The sequence below is a fragment of the Martelella sp. FLE1502 genome, from assembly GCF_053484255.1.
This window is the reverse complement of the sequence record NZ_JBAKFQ010000005.1, coordinates 171,788-191,754: the sequence shown is the minus strand read 5'-3', so window position 1 is coordinate 191,754 and position 19,967 is coordinate 171,788. Positions and strand designations below refer to the sequence as shown.

Genomic DNA, 19,967 nt, shown 5'->3' with positions numbered 1-19,967 from the left:
CAGGAAACAGGCCGCGATACGGGTTGACGGCGCGCGCTCTTCGTCAAATCCTGTCGGAAAACAACAAGGCCGGTGGTGGAGCATCAGGGTAATGGATTTCGAAGCATTCTTCAAAAACGAGTTGGCGGAACTGCATGATGAGGGCCGCTACCGCGTTTTCGCCGAACTGAAGCGTCATCGCGGCGAATTCCCGCGCGCCTCCCGGTTCAAGGATGGCGCCGCCTCCAACGTCACCGTCTGGTGTTCCAACGATTATCTCGGCATGGGCCAGTGTCCCACCGTGATCGCCGCCATGCAGGAGGCGATCGAGGCTTGCGGGGCAGGGGCCGGTGGCACCCGCAATATTTCCGGCACCAATTACTACCACGTCCAGCTAGAGCAGGAACTGGCCGATCTCCACCACAAGGAAGCAGCCCTGATCTTCACCTCCGGCTATGTCTCCAACTGGGCGACGCTCGGTACGCTGGGCGAAAAAATCCCGGGCCTGATCATCTTTTCCGACGCGCTCAACCACGCCTCGATGATCGAGGGCATCCGTCACGGCAAGTCGGCGCGGGCGATCTTCCGCCACAACGACCTCAACGATCTCGAGGCCAAGCTGAAGGCCGCCGATCCGGCTGCACCGAAGCTGATCGCCTTCGAATCGGTCTATTCGATGGATGGCGACATCGCGCCGATCAAGGAAATCTGCGATCTCGCCGACAAATATGGCGCGATGACGTATCTCGACGAGGTCCATGCCGTCGGCATGTACGGCCCGCGCGGCGGCGGCGTCGCCGAACGCGAGGGGCTTATGGACCGGATCACGATCATCGAAGGCACGCTCGGCAAGGCCTTCGGCGTCATGGGCGGCTATATCACTGGCTCGAAGGCGGTCGTCGATTTCATCCGCTCCTTTGCCTCGGGCTTCATTTTCACCACCGCGCTGCCGCCGGCGCTTGCCGCCGGTGCTGTCGCCTCGATCCGCCACCTCAAGGTCAGCCAGATCGAGCGAACCCGCCACCGCGAACGGGTCGAGACGCTGCGCGCCAAGCTCGACCGCCAGGGCATTCCGCACATGGCCAATCCGAGCCATATCGTGCCGGTGATGGTGGGCGACGCCTCCAAGTGCAAGTGGATTTCGGACATTCTGCTCGATGATTTCGGCGTCTATGTCCAGCCGATCAACTATCCGACCGTGCCGCGCAAGACCGAGCGCCTGCGCTTCACGCCGACGCCGCTGCACACCGATGCCGACATGGACCATCTTGTTTCGGCGCTGCATTCGCTGTGGTCGCAGTGTGCCCTGGCGCGCGCCGTCGCTTGATGGCGGCAACATCCGCGCCGGGACGATTTTTTCAGAAGCGGGCGAAACACGGCCCGCTTTTTTCTTGAAGTTTTCGGCCTCCGGCGTTCTGCTCTGGCAAAACCGTAGCGGAGATCTTTCTCATGACAATTGAAACACGTGTAAACGCGGCCATCGACAAGGCCATTGGCGAAAAACGCATCGTGGGCGCCGTCATTATGGTCGCGCGCGGCGATGAACTCGTCTTTTCCCGCGCCGCCGGTCTCGCCGACCGCGAAAGCGGCCAACCCGTTGCCGCAGACACGATTTTCCGCCTTGCCTCCGTCACCAAGCCGATTGTCGCGACGACGGCTCTGGTGATGATGGAGAAGGGGTTGTTTTCGCTTGATGACAAAGTAAGCGATTATCTGCCATGGTTTCGCCCGACCGGGCCGGATGGTGCGCCGGCGGATATCCGGGTTCGTCATCTCCTCACCCACACGACCGGACTGGATTATACCGGCGGCGCCGGGCAACTGCCGCCCGGCGAAACGGTGAATACGGGCCTGACCGATACCGATCTTACCTTCGAGCAGAATTTTTCCAGGCTGAACCATTTTCCGCTCGCCTTTGCGCCCGGCACGGCATGGGCCTATTCCGTGGCGATCGACATTCTCGGCGCGATGCTGTCCTCTGTCGCCGGCGTCGAGCTGGAAGCCGTTATCCGGCAGCATGTCGTCGACCCGCTCGGCATGGACGACACGCGGTTTTCCGTCACCGCTCCGCGACGGCTGGCAACGCCCTATGGCGACGGCGCGCCCGAGCCGGTGCGCATGGGCACGCGCCATACGGTGCATGACGCGGACGGCATCGCCTTCACCTTCGAGCCGGCGCGCATCTTCAATCCCCGCGCCTATCAGTCCGGCGGCGCCGGGATGGCGGGTACGGCCGGCGATTTCCTGAAACTGTTGCAGGACCTTGCCAGTCCCCACGGTCTGCTGACGCCGGAGACCGCCAGGGCGGCGCTTTCCACGCAGACCGGAACGCTCGCCGTGCGGCCGGGCAAGTCATTCGGCTATGTCGGTTCGGTTGTCGTCAACCCGGCGGAAGCCGGAACGGCCTTGCCGGAAGGGGCCGTGACCTGGGGCGGGGTCTACGGCAATTGCTGGGCTCTGGACCCGGCAACCGGCACGGCGGCGGTTATCATGACAAATACCGCCGTCGAAGGATGCAACGGCGCCTTCCCCGAAGAGATATGGCGGGCGATTTTCAGCGCCTGAGCAGGCCGCCTTCTTGCACGGCGAAGCAGCGCACCGCTAAATTGGCGATCAAACAGACCCATCTTCGCTTTCTCGATATCGTGCGGCGGGATCGAAAGTGGCGCAACTGGCGAGGAGCTTCGGATGCAAAAGAAACTTGGCTTTCTGATTTGCGGGGTACAGAAGGGCGGGACAACCGCGCTTTGGCATTTTCTTCGCCAACATCCAGCAATCGGGTTCGGCGTTCGCAAGGAAATGCACTTTTTTGACAATGATACGCTTTCCTGGAACGACATCGATTATGGCTTGCTCCACAGCGAGTACGCCGCGCATACCCCCGGGAGGTTATGGGGTGATGCCACGCCGATCTTAACGTACTGGCCCGAATGTCTCGCGCGAATCCATGCATATTCCCCCACAATCAAGCTGATTGTCTCGCTGCGCGATCCGATAGAACGTGCTTATTCCCACTGGATGATGGAGACTGGGAGAGGAACGGAAACATTAGAGTTCGGGGAGGCAATTCGGCAAGGCCGGGAACGCGTTCGCAGCCAGCCGCGAGGCGTGCACAGGGTTTTCAGCTATGTCGAACGCGGATTTTATGCCGACCAACTCGATCGCCTGTTTACGCTGTTCTCGGCCAAGCAGGTGCTGCTGCTGAGACAGATCGATATCAAAACCCATCACCGTGAGACGCTCGACCGCATTTGCGACTTCCTTGAGATCGAACGCTTCGTCGAGTACCCGGCTGCCGAGCCGGTATTTTCGCCGCACAATTTCGCCAAGCCGCGTATAAGCCAGGCGGATGCTGATTATCTGCGGGAGGTCTACTATGATGATATGAGCCGGCTGAAGCAAAACTACCGCATCGATTTTATGCAAGTCTAAAGGGCGGCACGGCCTGCTTCACGCAGAGGGGCTTTTCCGTCCGGCAGGCGCAAGGGTGGGTTTGCCAGACCTGACCTGTTTCAGCGCCCGCCTTCGGGCCTCGCTATCGGCGGCGAACACGTCTTCGATCGTTCCGGCTGCCGCAAGGTCGAGCAACTCCTCCATCACGCCTTCCGTGATTTCGGCCATTTCCAGAAAACCGCAGCGGCCTTCGATGAAGGCTTCGAGCGCGACTTCCTTGGCGGCGTTCAGCACCGCGCCCTGGAGGCCGCCGCGCGCCATGGCGAGCCGTGCAAGCCGGAGCGCGGGAAAACGGGTCTCGTCGGGCGCTTCGAAATCCAGCCGCGCAAGCTTGGCGAAATCCAGCCTTTCCACCGAAAGCGGGCGGCGCTCGGGATAGGCGAGCGCATAGCCGATGGCGGTGCGCATGTCGGGCGCGCCAAGCTGGGCCAGGATCGAGCCATCGGCATAACCGACCATGGAATGGATGATCGATTGCGGATGGACCACCACCTCCACCTGTTCGGGCGCAAGGTCGAACAGGTGCTGCGCCTCGATCATTTCCAGCGCCTTGTTGAACATCGAGGCGCTGTCGATCGAGATCTTCAGGCCCATCGACCAGTTGGGGTGAGCGCGGGCGGTCGCCGCGTCGACATGGCGCATCTCGTCGAGCGTCATCTGGCGGAACGGGCCGCCGGATGCGGTGATGATCACCCGGTCGAGCGCGCGGCGCTGGTTTTCCTCGAAGACCTGGAAGATCGCGGAATGCTCGCTGTCGACCGGGATCAGCATGCCGCCGCCGCGTTTCACGGCCTCCATGAACAGCGGTCCGGCGGACACCAGGCATTCCTTGTTGGCAAGCGCGATATCCGCGCCGGCGGCGGCCGCCTTCAGCGTCGGGGCGAGGCCGGCCGTGCCGACGATCGCCGCCATCACGATGTCATTGTTGCGGCTGGCCGCCTCGTCGAGACCGCTGGCGCCTGAAGCGGCTTCGATGCCGGTGCCGGAAAGCGCCTGCTTCAGCTCGTCATAGCGGCTTTCATCGGCGGTCACCGCCATAGCGGCGCGGTGTTCGATTGCCAGCCGGGCGAGTGCTGCGACATTGGCATTGCCGGTCACCGCGGTGATCTCGAAGGCGTCCCGGCCGCCGAGCTGGGCGATGACATCGAGCGTGTTGATACCGATGGAGCCGGTCGCGCCGAAGATTGCGATGCGTCGCGTCTGCATGTTTCCGCCTGTCGTTCCTGTCCGTCAGGCTCTAGCGGGTTTTTCGGGCGGACAACAGGGGGCGGGTAGATATTCCCTTGCTTTGTGCCACCGCCTGCCGTCCTGCCGCAAGACACTGGAAAAACCGGGCCCGAGGCTTTATCAAAGTCCGGGGTCGCCTGCTGTGACCGAGAGACGAGGAACGAGGGAGTGCGAGATGGCCGATACTATCAAGCGCGTCGGCGTGATCGGCGCCGGGGCCATGGGCTGCGGCGTCGCCCATGTCTGCGCAGTCGCCGGCTACGACGTCCACCTGATCGACGCCGGACAACAGCAGATCGAGCGCGGGCTTGCCACCATCAACGGCAATCTGGCGCGACAGGTCACCTCCGGCAAGCTTTCCGATGACGACCGCAAGAAGGCGCTGAAGCTGATCACCGCCTCCACCGATCTCCAGGACCTTGCCTCCGCCGATATCGTGATCGAGGCGATCACCGAGGACGAGGCGGAGAAGCGGGCGCTTTACGCGAAACTCTGCCCGATCCTGAAGCCGGAAACCCTGCTGGCCAGCAACACCTCGTCGTTTTCGATCACCCGGCTTGCCGCCGCCACCGATCGGCCGGAGCGGTTCATGGGCGTGCATTTCATGAACCCGGTGCCGGTGATGGAGCTCGTGGAATTGGTGCGCGGCATCGCCACCGAGGAGGCGACCTTCGAAACCGCGCGGGAATTCGTGCGCGCGCTCGGCAAGACGCCGACGGTTTCGGAGGATTTTCCGGCCTTCATCGTCAACCGTATCCTGCTGCCGATGATCAACGAGGCGATCTACGTGCTTTATGAAGGCGTCGGGACCGTCGACCACATCGACACCGCGATGAAGCTGGGCGCCCGCCACCCGATGGGACCGCTGGAGCTTGCCGATTTCATCGGCCTCGATACCTGCCTTTCGGGCATGCAGATGCTGCATGAAGGTCTGGCCGACAACAAGTATCGTCCATGCCCGCTGCTGGTGAAATATGTCGACGCCGGTTGGCTCGGCCGCAAATCCGGCCGCGGGTTCTACGATTATCGCGGCGAGGAGCCGGTGCCCACGCGGTAAGGCGTCAGTTGCAGCAATTGCTGCCGGACGATAGCTCCTCAAGGATCGGACAGTCCGGCCGGTGGTCGCCATGGCAGTGGTCGGCGAGGTGCTGGAGCGTCGCCTTCAGGCCGGCGAGACGGGCAAGCTTCTCGTCGATCTCGGCGATCTTGGCGGTTGCCAGCGCCTTTACTTCGGCGCTTTCGCGGGCGTCGTCGTCATAGAGCGACAGCAGTAGCCGGCATTCCTCGACGGAAAAGCCGAGATCGCGCGAGCGGTGAATGAAATTCAGCCGGTGGACATGATTGGCGGAATAATCGCGATAGCCATTCTCGGCCCGGTCCGCGATGACGAGGCCGATTTCCTCGTAATAGCGGATAGTCTTCGCCGGAAGTCCCGATTGTTTCGCAGCCTGTCCGATGTTCATGGCCAATTTCTCCGATCATCTGTTCAGCAGATGTGATGCCTGCTTCAAAAATCTTCAAGTCCGTGGCCGTTGTCTCGCCGCCTGTCTTCGTGCGACGGTGCTGAACCTTCAAGAAACGGAGTTCGCATGAAGATCACCGGCGGATGCTATTGCGGCAAGGTCCGCTTCGAAGCCGAAATCGATCCGGACGCTGTGGTGATATGCCATTGCACCGATTGTCAGCGCCTGAGCGGCTCGCCCTATCGCACCACCGTTCTCGTGCCCCGTGCCGATGTCGAGATCACGTCCGGCGTGACCCGCAGCTATTGGAAAATGGCCGAGAGCGGACGCAAACGCGAGCAGTTTTTCTGCGAAGACTGCGGCTCGCCGCTGTTTACCGGCGGCGAAGGCGCCGATGAGGACGACTGGGGGATCCGCTGGGGCATGATCGACCAGCGTGAATCGCTGCCGCCGAAACGGCAGATCTGGTGTCGCTCGGCGGTTCCCTGGCTTGACGAGGTCACCGCGCTGCCGGGCGAAGCAACGGAATAGGCTTCAATCCTGCGACAGCGCCATGCGCAGCATGGCCGAGAGGTCTTCATCGCCGCTACCTTTTTCAAGACAGGCCTCGTAGCTGGCAAGAGCGGCATCAATCGCCGGCGTATCGACATCGTAGCTGTCGGCGACGCTGGCGAAAAGCGTGGCGTCCTTCACCGCGCCGCGCACGGGAAAGCCCACGCTCCTGTCATGGCCGCGAATGCGCGGCGCGCGGGCCTTCAGTGCAGGCGTTCCGCCGGGACTGGTCATCAGGATATCGAGCATCTTGTCGAGGCTGAGGCCGGCGCGCTTGCCGGTCATCAGCGCCTCGCGCAGCACTTCCCAATAGCCGCACAGCACCATGTTGTTGACGATCTTGGCGGCAGCCCCGGTGCCCAAGGGGCCGGTGTGGTGAATGCGGTCGGACAGCGTGTCGGCAACCGGCATGAAGCGTTCGAAATCGGCATCCGCGCCGCCGACATAAAGCCCGGCCTTGCCGGAAATTACCAGTTCCGGGCCGCCGGAGATCGGCGCGTCGATGGCGCTGCCGCCCTTGGCCTTGATGCCCGCCGAATAGCGCTTCAGCAAGGCGGGGCTGACTGTCGAGGTTTCGACCACCAGCTTGCCGGGCAGCGAGGTGGTCAGCAGCGCATCGAGCACCGCTTCCACCGCCGCATCGTCGATCAGCGAGGTGAGAATGATATCGGCCTTGCGAGCAAGCGTGGCCGGGTTCAGCGCAACTTCCGCATGGGTCTCGGAGGCAAGCTCCATCGAAACACCGCCGCGCGACCACACCACCAGCGGAAAACCGTAGGCGGAAAGCCGGCGCGCCATGGCGGTGCCCATGCGGCCCATGCCGCAAATCCCGATCGTCTCCTTGTCCGCCATGTCAGGCCGCCTTCGCCTGATGATATTCCTTGATCGCGATCATCCGGATTTCCGGCGCCCGCTCGCTCTCGTAATTCAGCGAGAAACCGTCCTGCGCCATGAACACCGGATCGCCATCGAGGTCGCGGGCGATATCGCCGCGATGGCCGGATATGAATTTTTCCAGATCGGCGTTCTTCTCGGCCGAAATCCAGCGGCAGACGGAAAAACGCGCCATCTCGAACGACACCGGCAGGCCGTATTCCGCCTTCAGCCGCTCCTTCAAGACGTCGAGCTGCAGCGCGCCGACAACGCCGACGATCGCCGGTGAGCCGTCCTCGGGCGTGAAAAGCTGCACTACGCCTTCCTCGGCCATCTGCTGCAGCGCTTCCTTCAGCTTCTTCGCCTTCATCGCGTCCTCAAGGCGGACACGGCGGAGAATTTCCGGAGCGAAGTTGGGCACACCCTGGAACACCAGCGCCTCGCCATCGGTCAGCGTGTCGCCGATTCTCAGCGCGCCGTGGTTCGGAATGCCGACGACATCGCCGGCATAGGCGGTATCGGCGAGCTGGCGCTGCGAGGCGAAGAAGAATTGCGGCGCGGTCAGCCCCATCTGCTTGCCGGTGCGGGCAAGCCGCGCCTTCATGCCGCGCGTCAGCGTGCCGGAGCACACGCGCACGAAGGCGATGCGGTCGCGGTGGTTCGGGTCCATATTGGCCTGGATCTTGAACACGAAGGCGCTCATCTTCGGGTCGGTCGCTTCCACGGTGCGCACATCAGCCACCTGCGCGCGCGGCGCGGGCGCGAAATCGGAAAGCGCGTGGATCAGGTCGCGCACGCCGTTGTTCCGAAGCGCCGAGCCGAAATAGACCGGCGTCATGTGGCCTTCCAGAAACGCCTGCCGGTCGAAGGCCGGATAGCCGTCGATGGCGAGCTCGGCCATTTCCGCCCAGTCCTGGCGCTCGTGTTCGGGCAGCTTTTCGGACACCACTTCCGGGCCGTTCACCTTGATCAGCTCTGTCTGGCTGTCGCCATAGCGCACGGCGCTGTCTTTCAGGTGATAGGTGCCGGCGAAGCTCTTGCCCTGGCCGATCGGCCATGTCATCGGCACGGTGTCGAGCGCCAGCTTTTCCTGCACTTCCTCGAGAATCTCGAACGTGTCGCGGGCCTCGCGGTCCATCTTGTTGACGAAGGTGATGATCGGGATGTCGCGCAGCCGGCAGACCTCGAACAGTTTCAGCGTCCGGGGCTCGATGCCCTTGGCGGCGTCGATCACCATGATCGCGGCATCCACCGCCGTCAGCGTGCGATAGGTGTCGTCAGCGAAGTCCTCGTGGCCGGGGGTGTCGAGCAGGTTGAAGACGGTATTGTCATATTCGAAGGTCATCACCGAGGTGACCACCGAAATGCCGCGTTCGCGCTCGATCTTCATCCAGTCCGAGCGGGTCTGGATGCGGTCCTTCTTCGCCTTCACCTCGCCGGCAAGCTGGATCGCGCCACCGAACAGCAAGAGCTTTTCGGTCAGCGTGGTCTTCCCGGCGTCGGGATGCGAGATGATCGCGAAGGTGCGGCGGCGGGCAACCGCCTCGGCAAGCGTTTCGGGCATCGGTCGAATATCCTGTTGATGGCGGCCTATGTAGCGATTTGGGCTACAAGATGCAATTGACCTGTCGCGCGCCGATGGCGAAGGATGCAGGCGAGATTGATGGGGGCCTCGCAACCCACAATCTCCCCCCTTGAGGGGGAGATGTCGCGAAAGCGACAGAGAGGGGTGAACCCTTTCAACAAACACAGAATAAGCGGCTTTCGCTGCACCCCTCTCTGCCCTGCCGGGCATCTCCCCCTCAAGGGGGGAGATCGGCCAGAGGTGACGTGGTCGTTCAACCTGACGGGTCCTGTGAAGCTGCAATGAACATGGAAACGAAAATGACGCTGAAGCTGAAACGCCTGGAACACGCCGAGGGCATAGAGCCGCCTGCCTACGAAACCTCCGGTTCCGCCGGCATGGATATCCGCGCCGCCATCGACGCGCCGATGACGCTTGAGCCCGGAAAACGCGCGCTGGTGCCCACCGGCTTCATCTTCGAAATCCCGGAAGGCTACGAGGCCCAGATCCGCCCGCGCTCCGGCCTTGCCTTCAAGCACGGCATCACCTGCCTCAACACCCCCGGCACGATCGACAGCGATTATCGCGGCGAAGTGAAAGTGCTGCTCGTCAATCTCGGCGAGGAAGCCTTCACAATCGAACGCGGCATGCGCATCGCCCAGGTCATCATCGCCCCGGTCACGCAGATGCCGGTGACCGTCGTGGACGCGTTGACCGAGACCAAGCGCGGCGCGGGCGGTTTTGGGTCGACGGGTGTTTGAGACGCGGTTTCTGGGCATCCCTAGATAGGCGTATTTCCGCATCTCTCCTGGTGTTGTAGTTTTCCTGAAAAGCAGGCGCAGCGCCTCACGGAGGTTCGTCCATGGACATGATGGAAGCGTTTCAGCGGGTCGGTCTGGCGTTGGCGATCGGGCTCCTGGCCGGGATCGAGCGCGGCTGGCAGGAGCGCGATCTGGCCGACGGGCAGCGCGTCGCCGGCATCCGCACCTTTGCGCTTGTCGGGCTTCTGGGCGGGCTGGCCGGTTATCTCGGCGTTGTGACCGGCACGGCGGTGCCGGCGATGCTGGCCGCCGGGCTGACCGTTGCCTTTGTCGTGTTCGAATATCTGGCCGCGACCCCGCGGCATGATTTCAGCGTCACCGGCGTGATCGCCGCACTCGTGGTGTTTGCGCTCGGCATTGTTTCTGCCACCGGCGATATGCGGCTGGCGGCCGCCGGCGGGGTCGTCACCACCGTGCTACTGGCCGCCCGCCATGCGTTGCACGGTTTTCTCAAGTCCATGACATGGGTGGAGCTGCGTTCCGCGCTCGTGCTTTTGACGATGAGCTTCGTGGCGCTGCCGCTTCTGCCCAACCGCGCGATCGACCCATGGGGCGGGTTCAACCCGTTCTCCGTCTGGCTGATGACGGTGATGATCGCGGCACTTTCCTATGCCGGCTATGTGGCGATGCGCATTGGCGGGCCGGAACGCGGCATCCTGTTTGCCGGGGCCACCGGCGGTATCGTGTCCTCCACGGCGACGACGCTGTCCTTCGCGCGCATTTCCGTTGGCCAGCCGGCGCTGGCGCAAAGGCTCGCGGGCGCGGCGTCGATTGCCGGCGGGCTGTCGTTGGTGCGCTGCTTCGTGATTGCCTCTGTGGTGGCGCCGGTGCTGATGAAGCCGCTGGCCGTGGCGCTTGCGCCGGGGCTATGCGCCTTCCTCGTCGCCGGCTTCCTTCTGAGCCGCAGCCGGGGAAACGCGGAAAAAGGGACCGATCTCGAGCTTTCCAACCCGTTCGAATTGAAGTCGGTGCTGCGGTTCGGCGCGTTGCTGGGCGTCATCAGTTTTCTCGCGAAGGTTCTGGTCAAAGTCCTGGGGCCGGCCAGCATCGTGTTCATCGCGCTCGTCTCCGGCATTCCCGATCTTGACGCCATCACGCTTTCCACTGCGCATCTCGCCGGCAACGCCGTGCCCGTTCATACCGCCGCGATCGCGGTGCTCACGGCGACGGTCTCCAACCTCGTCACCAAGGTGGTGCTGGCCTATGGCAGCGGCACGAGGACCTATGGCGGGCTTCTCGCCCTGGTCACGCTGGCGGTGATCGTCGTGGGCGGCGCGTGTTTCTGGTGGTACAGTGCGTTCTTTCAGTGAAGACGGGCCGGTTGGTTGCGCGATGTGGAATGAATTTGCGGCAGTTGGGCGGTAATTGGAATCGCATTCCCCGGGGATGCGGAGCGTGACCTGTTCTTGCCTCGAATTTCCTCGCCCGCGACCCTACCTAGATTGTAACGAATTCAAGGGAGCACAGTCATGGAACAGAACGGCAAGCCCGGACGCGGGAAGGTATACGGATCCATCCTCGAGACGATCGGCGACACGCCGCTCGTGCGTCTCGACAAACTGGCGAAGGAACATGGCGTCAAGGCCAACCTTCTCGCCAAACTCGAATTCTTCAATCCAATCGCCTCGGTGAAGGACCGTATCGGCTTCGCCATGATCGATGCGCTGGAAAAAGCCGGCAAGATCACGCCCGGCAAGTCCGTGCTGGTGGAGCCGACCTCCGGCAATACCGGCATCGCGCTGGCGTTTGCGGCCGCCGCCAAGGGCTACCGCCTGATCCTCACCATGCCGGAATCGATGTCGATCGAGCGTCGCAAGATGCTGGCGCTGCTCGGCGCGGAACTGGTGCTGACCGAGCCGCCGAAGGGCATGAAGGGCGCTGTCGCCAAGGCCGAGGAGATTGCCGCGGAAACCGAGAACGCGGTGATTCCGCAGCAGTTCGAAAACCCGGCCAATCCGGAAATCCATCGCAACACCACGGCCGAGGAAATCTGGAACGACACCAATGGCGATGTCGATATCTTCGTCTCCGGCATCGGCACGGGCGGCACGATCACCGGCGTCGGCCAGGTGCTGAAGCAGAAGAAGAAGGACGTGCATGTGGTTGCCGTCGAACCTACAGCCTCGCCGGTCCTGTCCGGCGGCTCGCCCGCGCCGCACAAAATCCAGGGCATCGGCGCCGGTTTCGTGCCGGGCGTGCTCGACACCTCGGTCTATGACGAGATCGTGCAGGTCGAAAATGACGACGCCTTCGCGCTCGCCCGCGAAGTGGCCCGTCTCGAGGGCGTGCCGGTCGGCATTTCCTCGGGCGCTGCGCTGAAGGCGGCGATCGAGGTCGGCTCGCGTCCGGAAAACGAGGGCAAGACCATCGTGGCCATCATCCCGTCCTTCGCCGAACGCTACCTGTCGACGGCGCTGTTCGAGGGTCTCGGGCAGTAACGACCTTCCGGTTTTGGTGGAAGGCGCGCGGTGAAAGCTGCGCGCCTTTTTTGTATGCATAGGGGCTGTATTGCTCGCTGTTCGCCCGTTTCGCCCGCCTGAGTGAAATCGATGGCGGCTGGTCTTGCTCCCAGTACTCTCTCCCGCTGGCGGGAGAGATGCCCCGAAGGGGCAGTGAGGGTGGGGCGGCGTTTCAAACTGTAAAGGCGTTCGCGGTGATAGGCTCCCCCCTCACTGTCGCTTTCGCGACATCTCTCCCCTCCGGGGCGAGAAGATTTGGGGGCTATGCGGCGGATGCGATAGGGGCTGCGTAAGGACGGTAGAGGCGTGCCGGTATCTCGGTCGAGCCAGCACCGCTCACATCCCGTGCAGCACATAGGCGGCCTTCACGGCGGCAGACGCCCGGTTTTCCACGCCGAGCTTCACATAGATGGTTTCCAGATGCTTGTTCACCGTGCGGGTGGAAAGGCCGAGGATATCGCCGATATCGCGGTTGGTCTTGCCCTTGGCGATCCAGGCCAGCACTTCGGCCTCGCGCGCGGTCAGCGGGAATTCCTTGCGCAGCGCCTCGTCGTCGCTGACGGGGTTTGCAGGGGTGACGCGGAACAGGTATTCGCTGGCCCCGGTCTTCTCCAGAAAGGCGAGCTGGAACAGCTTTTTGCCGTTTTCGGTGATCGGCAGGATGGCGTCGGGGCTGGCGGACGGTTCGCCGCCTGCAAGCCAGCCCGCAAGCTGGCGCGAAACGAAGCCGAGATCGGCGCCGGCGCCGACCGCGTCATGGATCAGCCGGCTTGCCTGCGGGGTCATCCAGCGGAGCAGCCCGTCAGCATCGCAGGCCAGCAGGTGGCGGCCGGTCGCATCCAGCGCCACCCGCGCGCTCTGGGTCGAGCGGGCATTGGCGAGATGGACGCGGATGCGCGCGCGCAACTCGTCGATATTGATCGGCTTGGTGAGGTAGTCGACCCCGCCGGATTCCAGCGCATGGACGATATGCTCGGTCTCCGAAAGACCGGTCATGAAGATCACCGGCGTGGCCGCCGCCGGTCCGGCCTTCAGCCGCCGGCAGGCCTCGAACCCGTCCATGCCCGGCATGACCGCATCCATCAGTACGATATCCGGCGAAATCCGCTCGACGATCGAAAGCGCGCTCGCGCCAGAGGTCGCGATCAGCACCGAGTAGCCGGAAGCCTCCAGCGCCTCGGTGAGGAAGCTCAGCGCATCCGGGCTGTCATCGACCAGCAGAACGATTTCCTGTGGCTCAGCCATTCCCGTCCTCCTCGGTCGGCAGCAATCTCATGAAACGCAGGAAGCCGTCGAGATCAAAACGATCGACGAAACCCGTCGCCGCCGCGACAAACGGCTTGTGCGTGGCGGCAAGTGCTGCGAGTCTGTCCTTGATGCCCCGGTGATAGCCGATCTCCGCCAGACGGATCAATTCTTCGCGCTCGGTTTTCGGCGGCGGGACGACCCGTTCCGGCGTTTTTGCCGCCTTGACTGGCGCAGCGTCCGCTGCCTGCCGCCATGTCAGACCGAGGTGAATGCCGAGCACGTCTTTCAGCCGCTTCAGATTAACGGGTTTGGACAGCGTGTCGTTGTGGCTGTCATCGCCGTGGCCGATCTCCGCGTCGTCGCCGATATTGGCGGAGAGCATGATGATCGGCCGCGTCAAGCCGCGTTCGCGCAGCGCCGTTGCCAGTTGCCAGCCATTCATGCCGGGCATGCGGATATCGAGCAGGAACAGGTCCGGCGGTTCGATTGCGGTCTGTTCGAGACAGGCCGCGCCGTCTTCGGCAAGCATCACATTGAAGCCGAGCGGGTTCAGGATGTCGGCCATCATGGCGCGGTGATCTTCATTGTCGTCGACAACCATGATCGTGCGGCGCGGACCGTCGTAGACGCCGGTGTCCGCGCCGGCTTGCGGCGGCGTCGGACGGTCGACGGAGGCGAGCATCAGCCGCACCGAGAAGGTCGCGCCCTCGCCGGGGCGGCTTTTGACATCGATATCGCCGCCAAGCGTGTTGACCAGCAGCTTGGTGATCGTGAGGCCGAGACCGAGGCCCGGCTTGTCGCGCGTCCCACCGCGCTCGAATGGCTCGTAGATCCGGCCAAGATGCTTTTCGTCGATGCCGCTACCGGTATCGGTCACGGTGAAGGTGGCAACCTGGCTGCGATAGCGGGCATCGAAGGTCACCGTGCCCGCGTCGGTGAACTTCACCGCGTTCGACAGCAGGTTGACCAGGATCTGGCGCAGGCGCTTTTCGTCGGTGCGAACATAGGCGGGCAGATTCCGGTCGCGCCCGTGACGGAAGGCGAGGCCCTTGGCGCGGGCCTGGGTCTCGAAGATATCGACGATCTGGTCGAGGAACTCGCCAAGATTGATCTCGTTCGAATAGACCTGAAGCCGACCGGATTCGATCCGGGAAATATCGAGCAGCCCGTCGATCAGGCCGGAGAGATAATCGGCCGACCTCCGGATCGACTGGATCGCCGGCTGGCGCGCTTCGGGGATCGCGGGGTCGCGCTCCAGCAACTGGGCATAGCCCGAGACGGCGTTGAGCGGCGTTCTGAGCTCGTGGGAGAGGCCCACCACATAGCGGCTTTTGGCGCGGTTGGCGGATTCGGCGGCCTCCTTGGCGGCCTGCAGCGCCGCATCGGTTTTCTCGTGCGCCGCGATTTCCTTGAGCAGCAGTGTGGTCTGGCGCGAGGATTCTTCCTCGGCCACCTTGCGGCTGTCCTGGGCCAGCACGAAAAACCAGGCGACCACGCCGGCAATCAGGGCGAAGACGAAGAATACGATCAGCGCGGTGTTGTATACCACCACCTGCGTTTCCGGCGCCGCCCGCGCGGTCTGATAGGCGATCATCGCCAGGATCGCGCCGATGGCGGTGGTCGAAAGCGCGAGCGTGATGCCGTAGCGCCCGAGCCGTGTGGCAAGCTGGGCGACGATCCGCGCCGGCAGCAGCTTGTGGGCGACGGTACCAAGCTGGGCCTCGAACTTGGCGTTCGGCTTGCAAAGATCGTGGCAGCGGCTGTCGAGCGAGCAGCACAGCGAACAGATCGGCCCGGCATAGGCGGGGCACCACGCCATGTCCTCCGGCTCGAAGGCGTGTTCGCAGATCGAGCAGGTGATCGCCGTCTTTTCCTGCCAGCCCTTGCGCTGGCGGCGGGCGAGATAATAACGACCGCCAGTGGCATAGGCGAGTACGGGAGAGGCGATCAGCGCGACGGCAAGCGCGATGAACGGCGCGAAGGAAACCGCGAGCGTGCCGAACAGGCCGAAATGGGCGGCAAGGGCGATCGCGCCTGAGAGGAACATCGCGCCCAGGCCGACCGGATTGATGTCATAGAGGTGGGCGCGCTTGAACTCGATGCCGGGCGGCGAAAGGCCGAGCGGCTTGTTGATGAACAGATCCGCCGAAATCGTCGACAGCCATGCCATGGCGACGATCGAGAACACGCTGAGTGCGGCCTCCAGCAGCCGGTAGATGCCGAGCTGCATGAGTAGAAGCGCGATCGCGACGTTGAACACCAGCCACACCACCCGGCCCGGATGGCTGTGGGTCAGCCGCGAGAAGAAGTTCGACCAGGCAAGCGATCCGGCATAGGCGTTCATCACGTTGATCTTGAGCTGGGAGACAACCACGAAGGCGGCCATCAGCATCAGCGCCGCCGTCTGGTTCGGGATCATGTAGCCGAAGGCGGTGAGGTACATATGGGCCGGATCGGCGGCCTCGCTCGCCGGCATGCCGGTGGAAAGCGCGAGCACCGCCAGGAACGACCCCGCCATCAGCTTCGGCACGCCGACCACCACCCAGCCGGGACCGGCGAGGAAGATCGCAATGCGGTGGTGGAGCCTGGGCTTGCCGGTCGCGGGCAGAAAGCGCAGGAAGTCGACCTGCTCGCCGATCTGCGGCATCAGCGCGAAGATCACGCCGGCCGCCGCCGCAAAGCCGGCAAGCGTGAACGGCGCGGCCATGCCCGGCTCCGACGCGTCCGCGTTCAGCCCGCCAAAGGCCCGCCACAGCTCGAATTTCTCGAAGTCCATGAAGGCGATGAAGATGAACGGCGCGATGTTGAGCACGATCCAGAATGGCTGGGTGATCAACTGGAACCGCGAGATCATCTGCACGCCATAGGTGACGAGCGGGATCACCACCACGGCGGAGATGACGTAGCTGATCCAGAGCGGTATGCCGAAGGCAAGCTTCAGCGCGCCCGACATGATCGAGGCTTCGATTGCAAACAGGATGAAGGTGAAGCTGGCGTAGATCAGCGAGGTGACCGTGGAGCCGATATAGCCAAAGGATGCGCCGCGCGTCAGAAGGTCGATATCGACGCCGTGGCGGATCGCGTAGCGCGCGATCGGCAGGCCGGCGAGCAGCATCACGACCGAGGCGACGATCGCGGCATAAAACGCGTTGGTGGTGCCGTAGGAGAGCGTGATCGTGCCGCCGATCGCCTCCAGCGCCAGAAACGAGATCGCGCCGATCGCGGTCTGCGAAATCCGGCTCGATGAAAACCGCCGCGCGCTCTTGGCGGTGAAGCGCAGCGCGTAGTCTTCCAGCGTCTGGTTGGCGACCCAGCGGTTATATTCGCGCCGGACCGGTATGATGCGTTGGCGTGGTGTCATCAATCGCTCGCAAGGAGAGGTGAGACAAATGTTTCGGCATACCGGGCGCTTGGCAAGCAAAAACGCGTGGATATCCGCCCTTGCCGCCGCACTTTTTCCTTTTTCGTTACAATGTTATGCTGAACGCGTGCAGGAAGGTCCAACGCGCAGCATCAAAGAGGGGCATCATGGCAAAAGCAGAGAGTGAAACCGCCGGTCACGGCCAGACCTTCGGCACCGAGGGCATCACGCCAATGGATCGGCCGAGCGCGGTGACCCGTTTCTTCATGGGCATCGTCAACTGCGCCGAAAAGCTCAATCTGAAATATGCCATCCACGGCAATCCGCCGGTCTATGACAATGCCACCTTCCCGTGGTCGAAGGAGGTCGAGGCGGCAGCGCCCGCAATTCGCGCCGAACTCGACAAGATATTGCTGCGCCAGTCGGAGCTGCCAAGCTTTCAGGACATCTCGACCGATGTGAAGACGATCTCCGACGACAATCACTGGAAGACCTTCTTCCTGCTCGGCTACGGGCTGAAATCGGAGCAGAACATCAAGGCCTGCCCGAAGACCTGGGAGGCGATGCAGAAGATCCCCGGCCTCACCACGGTGATGTTCTCGATCTTCGAGCCCGGCAAGCACCTGCCGGCCCATCGCGGCCCCTATAACGGCGTGCTGCGCCTCCATCTCGGCATGATCGTGCCCGAGGCCGAGCCCGATCAGCTCGCCATCCGCGTCAAGGACCAGATCTGCCACTGGGAAGAGGGCAAGGTGCTGATCTTCGACGATGCCTATGAGCACGAGGCCTGGAACCACACCGACAAGACCCGCGTGGTGCTGTTCGTCGATTTCGTCAAGCCGACCCGTTTCCCGGCCAAAATGGTCAACTGGATGCTGATGAACCTCGCCGTGTTCACGCCCTTCATCCGCGAGGGGCTGGATAACCACAAGGACTGGGAAAAGAAGTTCTACGCCGAGGCCGAGGCGCTCCGCAACCGGCCGTGAGGAAGGGGTTTGTTGGCTTTCTGGACTCGCAGGACACGTATTTCAGACGCTGCGATGGTGCTCGGAACTCGTAGTTCCTGCCAAAGCCTCGCCCCCCCGGCAAACAATCTCCCCCCTTGAGGGGGAGATGCCCCGACAGGGGCAGAGAGGGGTGAACCCTCTCCGAGAGCACGGTGTTTGCGGCTTTTAGGGCTTACGCCCTTTACCCCTCTCTGTCGCGTTCGCGACATCTCCCCCTCAAGGGGGGAGATTGTTGGCTGAGAGGTTTTGAGAATAACGACTCCCGGAAGTTCACTGAAATCGTACAAACCGTAGCGGCCCGCAGACGCGTGAGACGAAAGGCAACCCGGTCTGCGTGTCCGCCCGCTTGACTTGCGGCCATCACGCGGGCTAATTGCGCGCGGCTGCTGACGCCTGCCGCCCGCGCGCCGAAACGGCGATGGTGAAGTCAGTCCGATCTTCGGTTTTTCGTTTCTCCAGCGACACTCGAAGCATAAGGCAATGCGGGTACCGTGCGTGGCCGTTCCGGCGGCATGAGTGTCCTTGAAGGGCAACGAAAATGTCTGATGTCGCTTCGCCCCGCGCGAATCCTTATCTTCTGGGCCCGGTCGGGCCGCTGTTTCTGAGAACCGCCGCGCCCATCGTTCTGCTGATGCTTGTCAGCGGGCTCTACACCATCGTCGACGCGATTTTTCTCGGCCTGCTCGTCGGTCCCCGCGCGCTCGCGGCCGTCACGCTGGTCTTTCCGATCTTCATGGCGGTGGCGGCGCTGTCGACGCTGGTGTCCTCCGGCATGGCCTCCATTCTGGCGCGACGGCTCGGCGCCGGCGATGATGACGGCGCGCAGGCGGTGCTGCAATCCGCGATGATGCTGTCGCTGGTTGTGGCCGTGCTGCTGATGGCATTCTATCTCACGCTCGGCGTCAGGCTCGTCGACTGGTTTTCGGAGGGTGATGCCGGGCTTGCTTCGATGGCGAAGACCTATCTGGCATTCGTGATTTTCGGCAGTCCGCTGCAATTCGTGATCTCGATTCAGGGCGATGCCCTGCGCTCCGAGGGCAAGCCGGGGGTGATGGCCGGGATCGGCGTTCTGGTCACGCTCGCCAATATCGGCTTCAACTATGTCTTGATCGCCGGCCTTGGCTGGGGCGTTGCCGGATCGGCGATCGGCACGCTGGCGGCGCAGACCGTCGCCATGGGCGTCGTCATCTGGCTCAGGCTTTCCGGCCGCACCCCGCTTGCGCTCGCGCGCCGCACCGGTCACCGGCTGATGGAGGCATGGCCGCGCATTCTCGCGCTCGGCCTGCCGCCCTCTCTCGGGCTTGCCGGCACCAGTCTTTCGGCCGGCTGCTACATTATCGGCATCGGCATCTGGAGCGGCGACAACCACGATATCGCGATCGCCGCCTATGGCATCGCCTCGCGGCTTCTGACCTTTGCCTTTCTGCCGCTCCTGGGGCTGAACTTCGCCTGCCAGTCGATCGTCGGCAATAATTTCGGCGCGCATCTGTTCGGCCGCTCGGACCGGACGCTTCTGGTGGGCCTCGCCACGGGGCTTGGCTACGGGTTTGCCGTCGAGCTTGCCTTTATCGTCGGGGCAAGGCCGATCGCCGCGCTGTTCGTCACCGACCCGGCGGTGATCGCCGAGGCAGTCCACATCGTGCGGATCGTGACGGCGGCTTACGTCCTCGTCGCGCCGCTGATGGTGCTTGCCGGCTATTTCCAGGCGCTCGGCATGGCCACCAGGGCGGCGGCGATCACGCTCGGGCGGACCTATGTGTTCACTCTGCCGCTGATCTTCATCCTGCCGTTCATCTTCGGCGAGACGGGCTTGTGGATGGCGGCGCCGACAAGCGATCTCGGCATGTTGGCGATCGCGATCACGGTGCTGTGGCTGAACCGGCGCAGGGCGCGGCTCGGCCTGTTTTACGGAAACCGGGAAACTACGATCGCGGCAGAAGCGGCCTGAGCCGCCTCGAAG

The 19,967-nt window shown here is 63.3% G+C and carries 16 protein-coding genes; 10 read left to right on the top strand and 6 right to left on the bottom strand.

Annotated features, from left to right (window positions below; genetic code table 11):
* Nucleotides 1-91: 91 nt before the first annotated feature.
* The 3 genes from hemA to V6767_RS06895 all read left to right on the top strand — a co-directional run bounded on the left by hemA (nucleotide 92) and on the right by V6767_RS06895 (nucleotide 3,411).
* The gene (gene hemA / locus V6767_RS06905) at nucleotides 92-1,306 is read left to right on the top strand and encodes a 5-aminolevulinate synthase (RefSeq protein WP_448472780.1); all 1,215 of its coding nucleotides are present in this window, start codon (nucleotides 92-94) and stop codon (nucleotides 1,304-1,306) included.
* Nucleotides 1,307-1,428: 122 nt separating this feature from the next.
* Nucleotides 1,429-2,544: a serine hydrolase domain-containing protein gene (locus V6767_RS06900; protein WP_448472779.1), complete on the top strand. Its 1,116-nt coding sequence runs from the start codon at nucleotides 1,429-1,431 to the stop codon at nucleotides 2,542-2,544.
* A 123-nt stretch (nucleotides 2,545-2,667) separates the two neighbouring features.
* The gene (locus V6767_RS06895) at nucleotides 2,668-3,411 is read left to right on the top strand and encodes a sulfotransferase domain-containing protein (protein ID WP_448472778.1); all 744 of its coding nucleotides are present in this window, start codon (nucleotides 2,668-2,670) and stop codon (nucleotides 3,409-3,411) included.
* A gap of 18 nt (nucleotides 3,412-3,429) precedes the next feature.
* Here V6767_RS06895 and dxr read toward each other — a convergent pair whose 3' ends face one another.
* Nucleotides 3,430-4,638, bottom strand: a complete 1,209-nt coding sequence (dxr, locus tag V6767_RS06890) for a 1-deoxy-D-xylulose-5-phosphate reductoisomerase (RefSeq protein WP_448472777.1) — start codon at nucleotides 4,636-4,638, stop codon at nucleotides 3,430-3,432.
* 196 nt (nucleotides 4,639-4,834) lie between these two features.
* Between dxr and V6767_RS06885 the strand changes: the two genes are divergently transcribed.
* On the top strand, nucleotides 4,835-5,716 hold the full coding sequence (locus tag V6767_RS06885; RefSeq protein ID WP_448472776.1) for a 3-hydroxybutyryl-CoA dehydrogenase: 882 nt from the start codon (nucleotides 4,835-4,837) through the stop codon (nucleotides 5,714-5,716).
* 4 nt (nucleotides 5,717-5,720) lie between these two features.
* On the opposite strand, the gene cueR is transcribed toward V6767_RS06885, so the two are convergent.
* Entirely contained in the window at nucleotides 5,721-6,122 is a 402-nt protein-coding gene (cueR, locus tag V6767_RS06880; protein WP_448466358.1) for a Cu(I)-responsive transcriptional regulator, read from the bottom strand.
* 126 nt (nucleotides 6,123-6,248) lie between these two features.
* Between cueR and V6767_RS06875 the strand changes: the two genes are divergently transcribed.
* On the top strand, nucleotides 6,249-6,653 hold the full coding sequence (locus V6767_RS06875; protein ID WP_448472775.1) for a GFA family protein: 405 nt from the start codon (nucleotides 6,249-6,251) through the stop codon (nucleotides 6,651-6,653).
* A 3-nt stretch (nucleotides 6,654-6,656) separates the two neighbouring features.
* Here the strand turns inward: V6767_RS06875 and V6767_RS06870 are convergent, their stop codons facing one another.
* Both V6767_RS06870 and V6767_RS06865 read right to left on the bottom strand, forming a co-directional pair.
* Nucleotides 6,657-7,526 carry an NAD(P)-dependent oxidoreductase gene (locus tag V6767_RS06870; protein WP_448472774.1) on the bottom strand — a complete coding sequence of 290 codons (870 nt, stop codon included), beginning with the start codon at nucleotides 7,524-7,526 and terminating at the stop codon, nucleotides 6,657-6,659.
* A gap of 1 nt (nucleotide 7,527) precedes the next feature.
* Nucleotides 7,528-9,111 carry a peptide chain release factor 3 gene (locus V6767_RS06865; protein WP_448472773.1) on the bottom strand — a complete coding sequence of 528 codons (1,584 nt, stop codon included), beginning with the start codon at nucleotides 9,109-9,111 and terminating at the stop codon, nucleotides 7,528-7,530.
* A gap of 302 nt (nucleotides 9,112-9,413) precedes the next feature.
* Between V6767_RS06865 and dut the strand changes: the two genes are divergently transcribed.
* The 3 genes from dut (at nucleotide 9,414) to cysK (ending at nucleotide 12,370) form a co-directional block, all read left to right on the top strand.
* Nucleotides 9,414-9,872: a dUTP diphosphatase gene (gene dut / locus V6767_RS06860; RefSeq protein WP_448472772.1), complete on the top strand. Its 459-nt coding sequence runs from the start codon at nucleotides 9,414-9,416 to the stop codon at nucleotides 9,870-9,872.
* A gap of 101 nt (nucleotides 9,873-9,973) precedes the next feature.
* A complete protein-coding gene (locus tag V6767_RS06855; RefSeq protein WP_448472771.1) occupies nucleotides 9,974-11,242 on the top strand; it encodes an MgtC/SapB family protein in 1,269 nt (422 codons plus the stop codon).
* Between the two features lie 159 nt (nucleotides 11,243-11,401).
* Entirely contained in the window at nucleotides 11,402-12,370 is a 969-nt protein-coding gene (gene cysK / locus V6767_RS06850; RefSeq protein ID WP_448472770.1) for a cysteine synthase A, read from the top strand.
* A 357-nt stretch (nucleotides 12,371-12,727) separates the two neighbouring features.
* On the opposite strand, the gene V6767_RS06845 is transcribed toward cysK, so the two are convergent.
* Complete coding sequence (locus V6767_RS06845; protein ID WP_448472769.1) at nucleotides 12,728-13,636, bottom strand: response regulator; 909 nt, start codon at nucleotides 13,634-13,636, stop codon at nucleotides 12,728-12,730.
* Nucleotides 13,629-17,000 (bottom strand): hybrid sensor histidine kinase/response regulator, encoded by a 3,372-nt coding sequence (locus V6767_RS06840; protein WP_448472768.1) that lies wholly within the window; start codon nucleotides 16,998-17,000, stop codon nucleotides 13,629-13,631. The genes V6767_RS06845 and V6767_RS06840 overlap by 8 nt, the downstream gene beginning before the upstream one ends.
* A 167-nt stretch (nucleotides 17,001-17,167) precedes the next feature.
* Between V6767_RS06840 and V6767_RS06835 the strand changes: the two genes are divergently transcribed.
* A complete protein-coding gene (locus V6767_RS06835; protein ID WP_448472767.1) occupies nucleotides 17,168-17,986 on the top strand; it encodes an aspartyl/asparaginyl beta-hydroxylase domain-containing protein in 819 nt (272 codons plus the stop codon).
* Nucleotides 17,987-18,545: 559 nt separating this feature from the next.
* Nucleotides 18,546-19,955, top strand: coding sequence for an MATE family efflux transporter (locus V6767_RS06830; protein WP_448472766.1), 1,410 nt, complete (start codon nucleotides 18,546-18,548; stop codon nucleotides 19,953-19,955).
* Nucleotides 19,956-19,967: the final 12 nt, after the last annotated feature.

Coding starts and splice junctions, on each gene's coding strand:
- V6767_RS06895 (WP_448472778.1), top strand. CDS start 2,668: ATGCAAAAGAAACTTGGCTTTCTGATTTGCGGGGTACAGAAGGGCGGG.
- cysK (WP_448472770.1), top strand. CDS start 11,402: ATGGAACAGAACGGCAAGCCCGGACGCGGGAAGGTATACGGATCCATC.
- dut (WP_448472772.1), top strand. CDS start 9,414: ATGAACATGGAAACGAAAATGACGCTGAAGCTGAAACGCCTGGAACAC.
- V6767_RS06865 (WP_448472773.1), bottom strand. CDS start 9,111: ATGCCCGAAACGCTTGCCGAGGCGGTTGCCCGCCGCCGCACCTTCGCG.
- V6767_RS06830 (WP_448472766.1), top strand. CDS start 18,546: ATGTCTGATGTCGCTTCGCCCCGCGCGAATCCTTATCTTCTGGGCCCG.
- V6767_RS06835 (WP_448472767.1), top strand. CDS start 17,168: ATGGCAAAAGCAGAGAGTGAAACCGCCGGTCACGGCCAGACCTTCGGC.
- dxr (WP_448472777.1), bottom strand. CDS start 4,638: ATGCAGACGCGACGCATCGCAATCTTCGGCGCGACCGGCTCCATCGGT.
- V6767_RS06845 (WP_448472769.1), bottom strand. CDS start 13,636: ATGGCTGAGCCACAGGAAATCGTTCTGCTGGTCGATGACAGCCCGGAT.
- hemA (WP_448472780.1), top strand. CDS start 92: ATGGATTTCGAAGCATTCTTCAAAAACGAGTTGGCGGAACTGCATGAT.
- V6767_RS06885 (WP_448472776.1), top strand. CDS start 4,835: ATGGCCGATACTATCAAGCGCGTCGGCGTGATCGGCGCCGGGGCCATG.
- V6767_RS06900 (WP_448472779.1), top strand. CDS start 1,429: ATGACAATTGAAACACGTGTAAACGCGGCCATCGACAAGGCCATTGGC.
- V6767_RS06855 (WP_448472771.1), top strand. CDS start 9,974: ATGGACATGATGGAAGCGTTTCAGCGGGTCGGTCTGGCGTTGGCGATC.
- cueR (WP_448466358.1), bottom strand. CDS start 6,122: ATGAACATCGGACAGGCTGCGAAACAATCGGGACTTCCGGCGAAGACT.
- V6767_RS06870 (WP_448472774.1), bottom strand. CDS start 7,526: ATGGCGGACAAGGAGACGATCGGGATTTGCGGCATGGGCCGCATGGGC.
- V6767_RS06840 (WP_448472768.1), bottom strand. CDS start 17,000: ATGACACCACGCCAACGCATCATACCGGTCCGGCGCGAATATAACCGC.
- V6767_RS06875 (WP_448472775.1), top strand. CDS start 6,249: ATGAAGATCACCGGCGGATGCTATTGCGGCAAGGTCCGCTTCGAAGCC.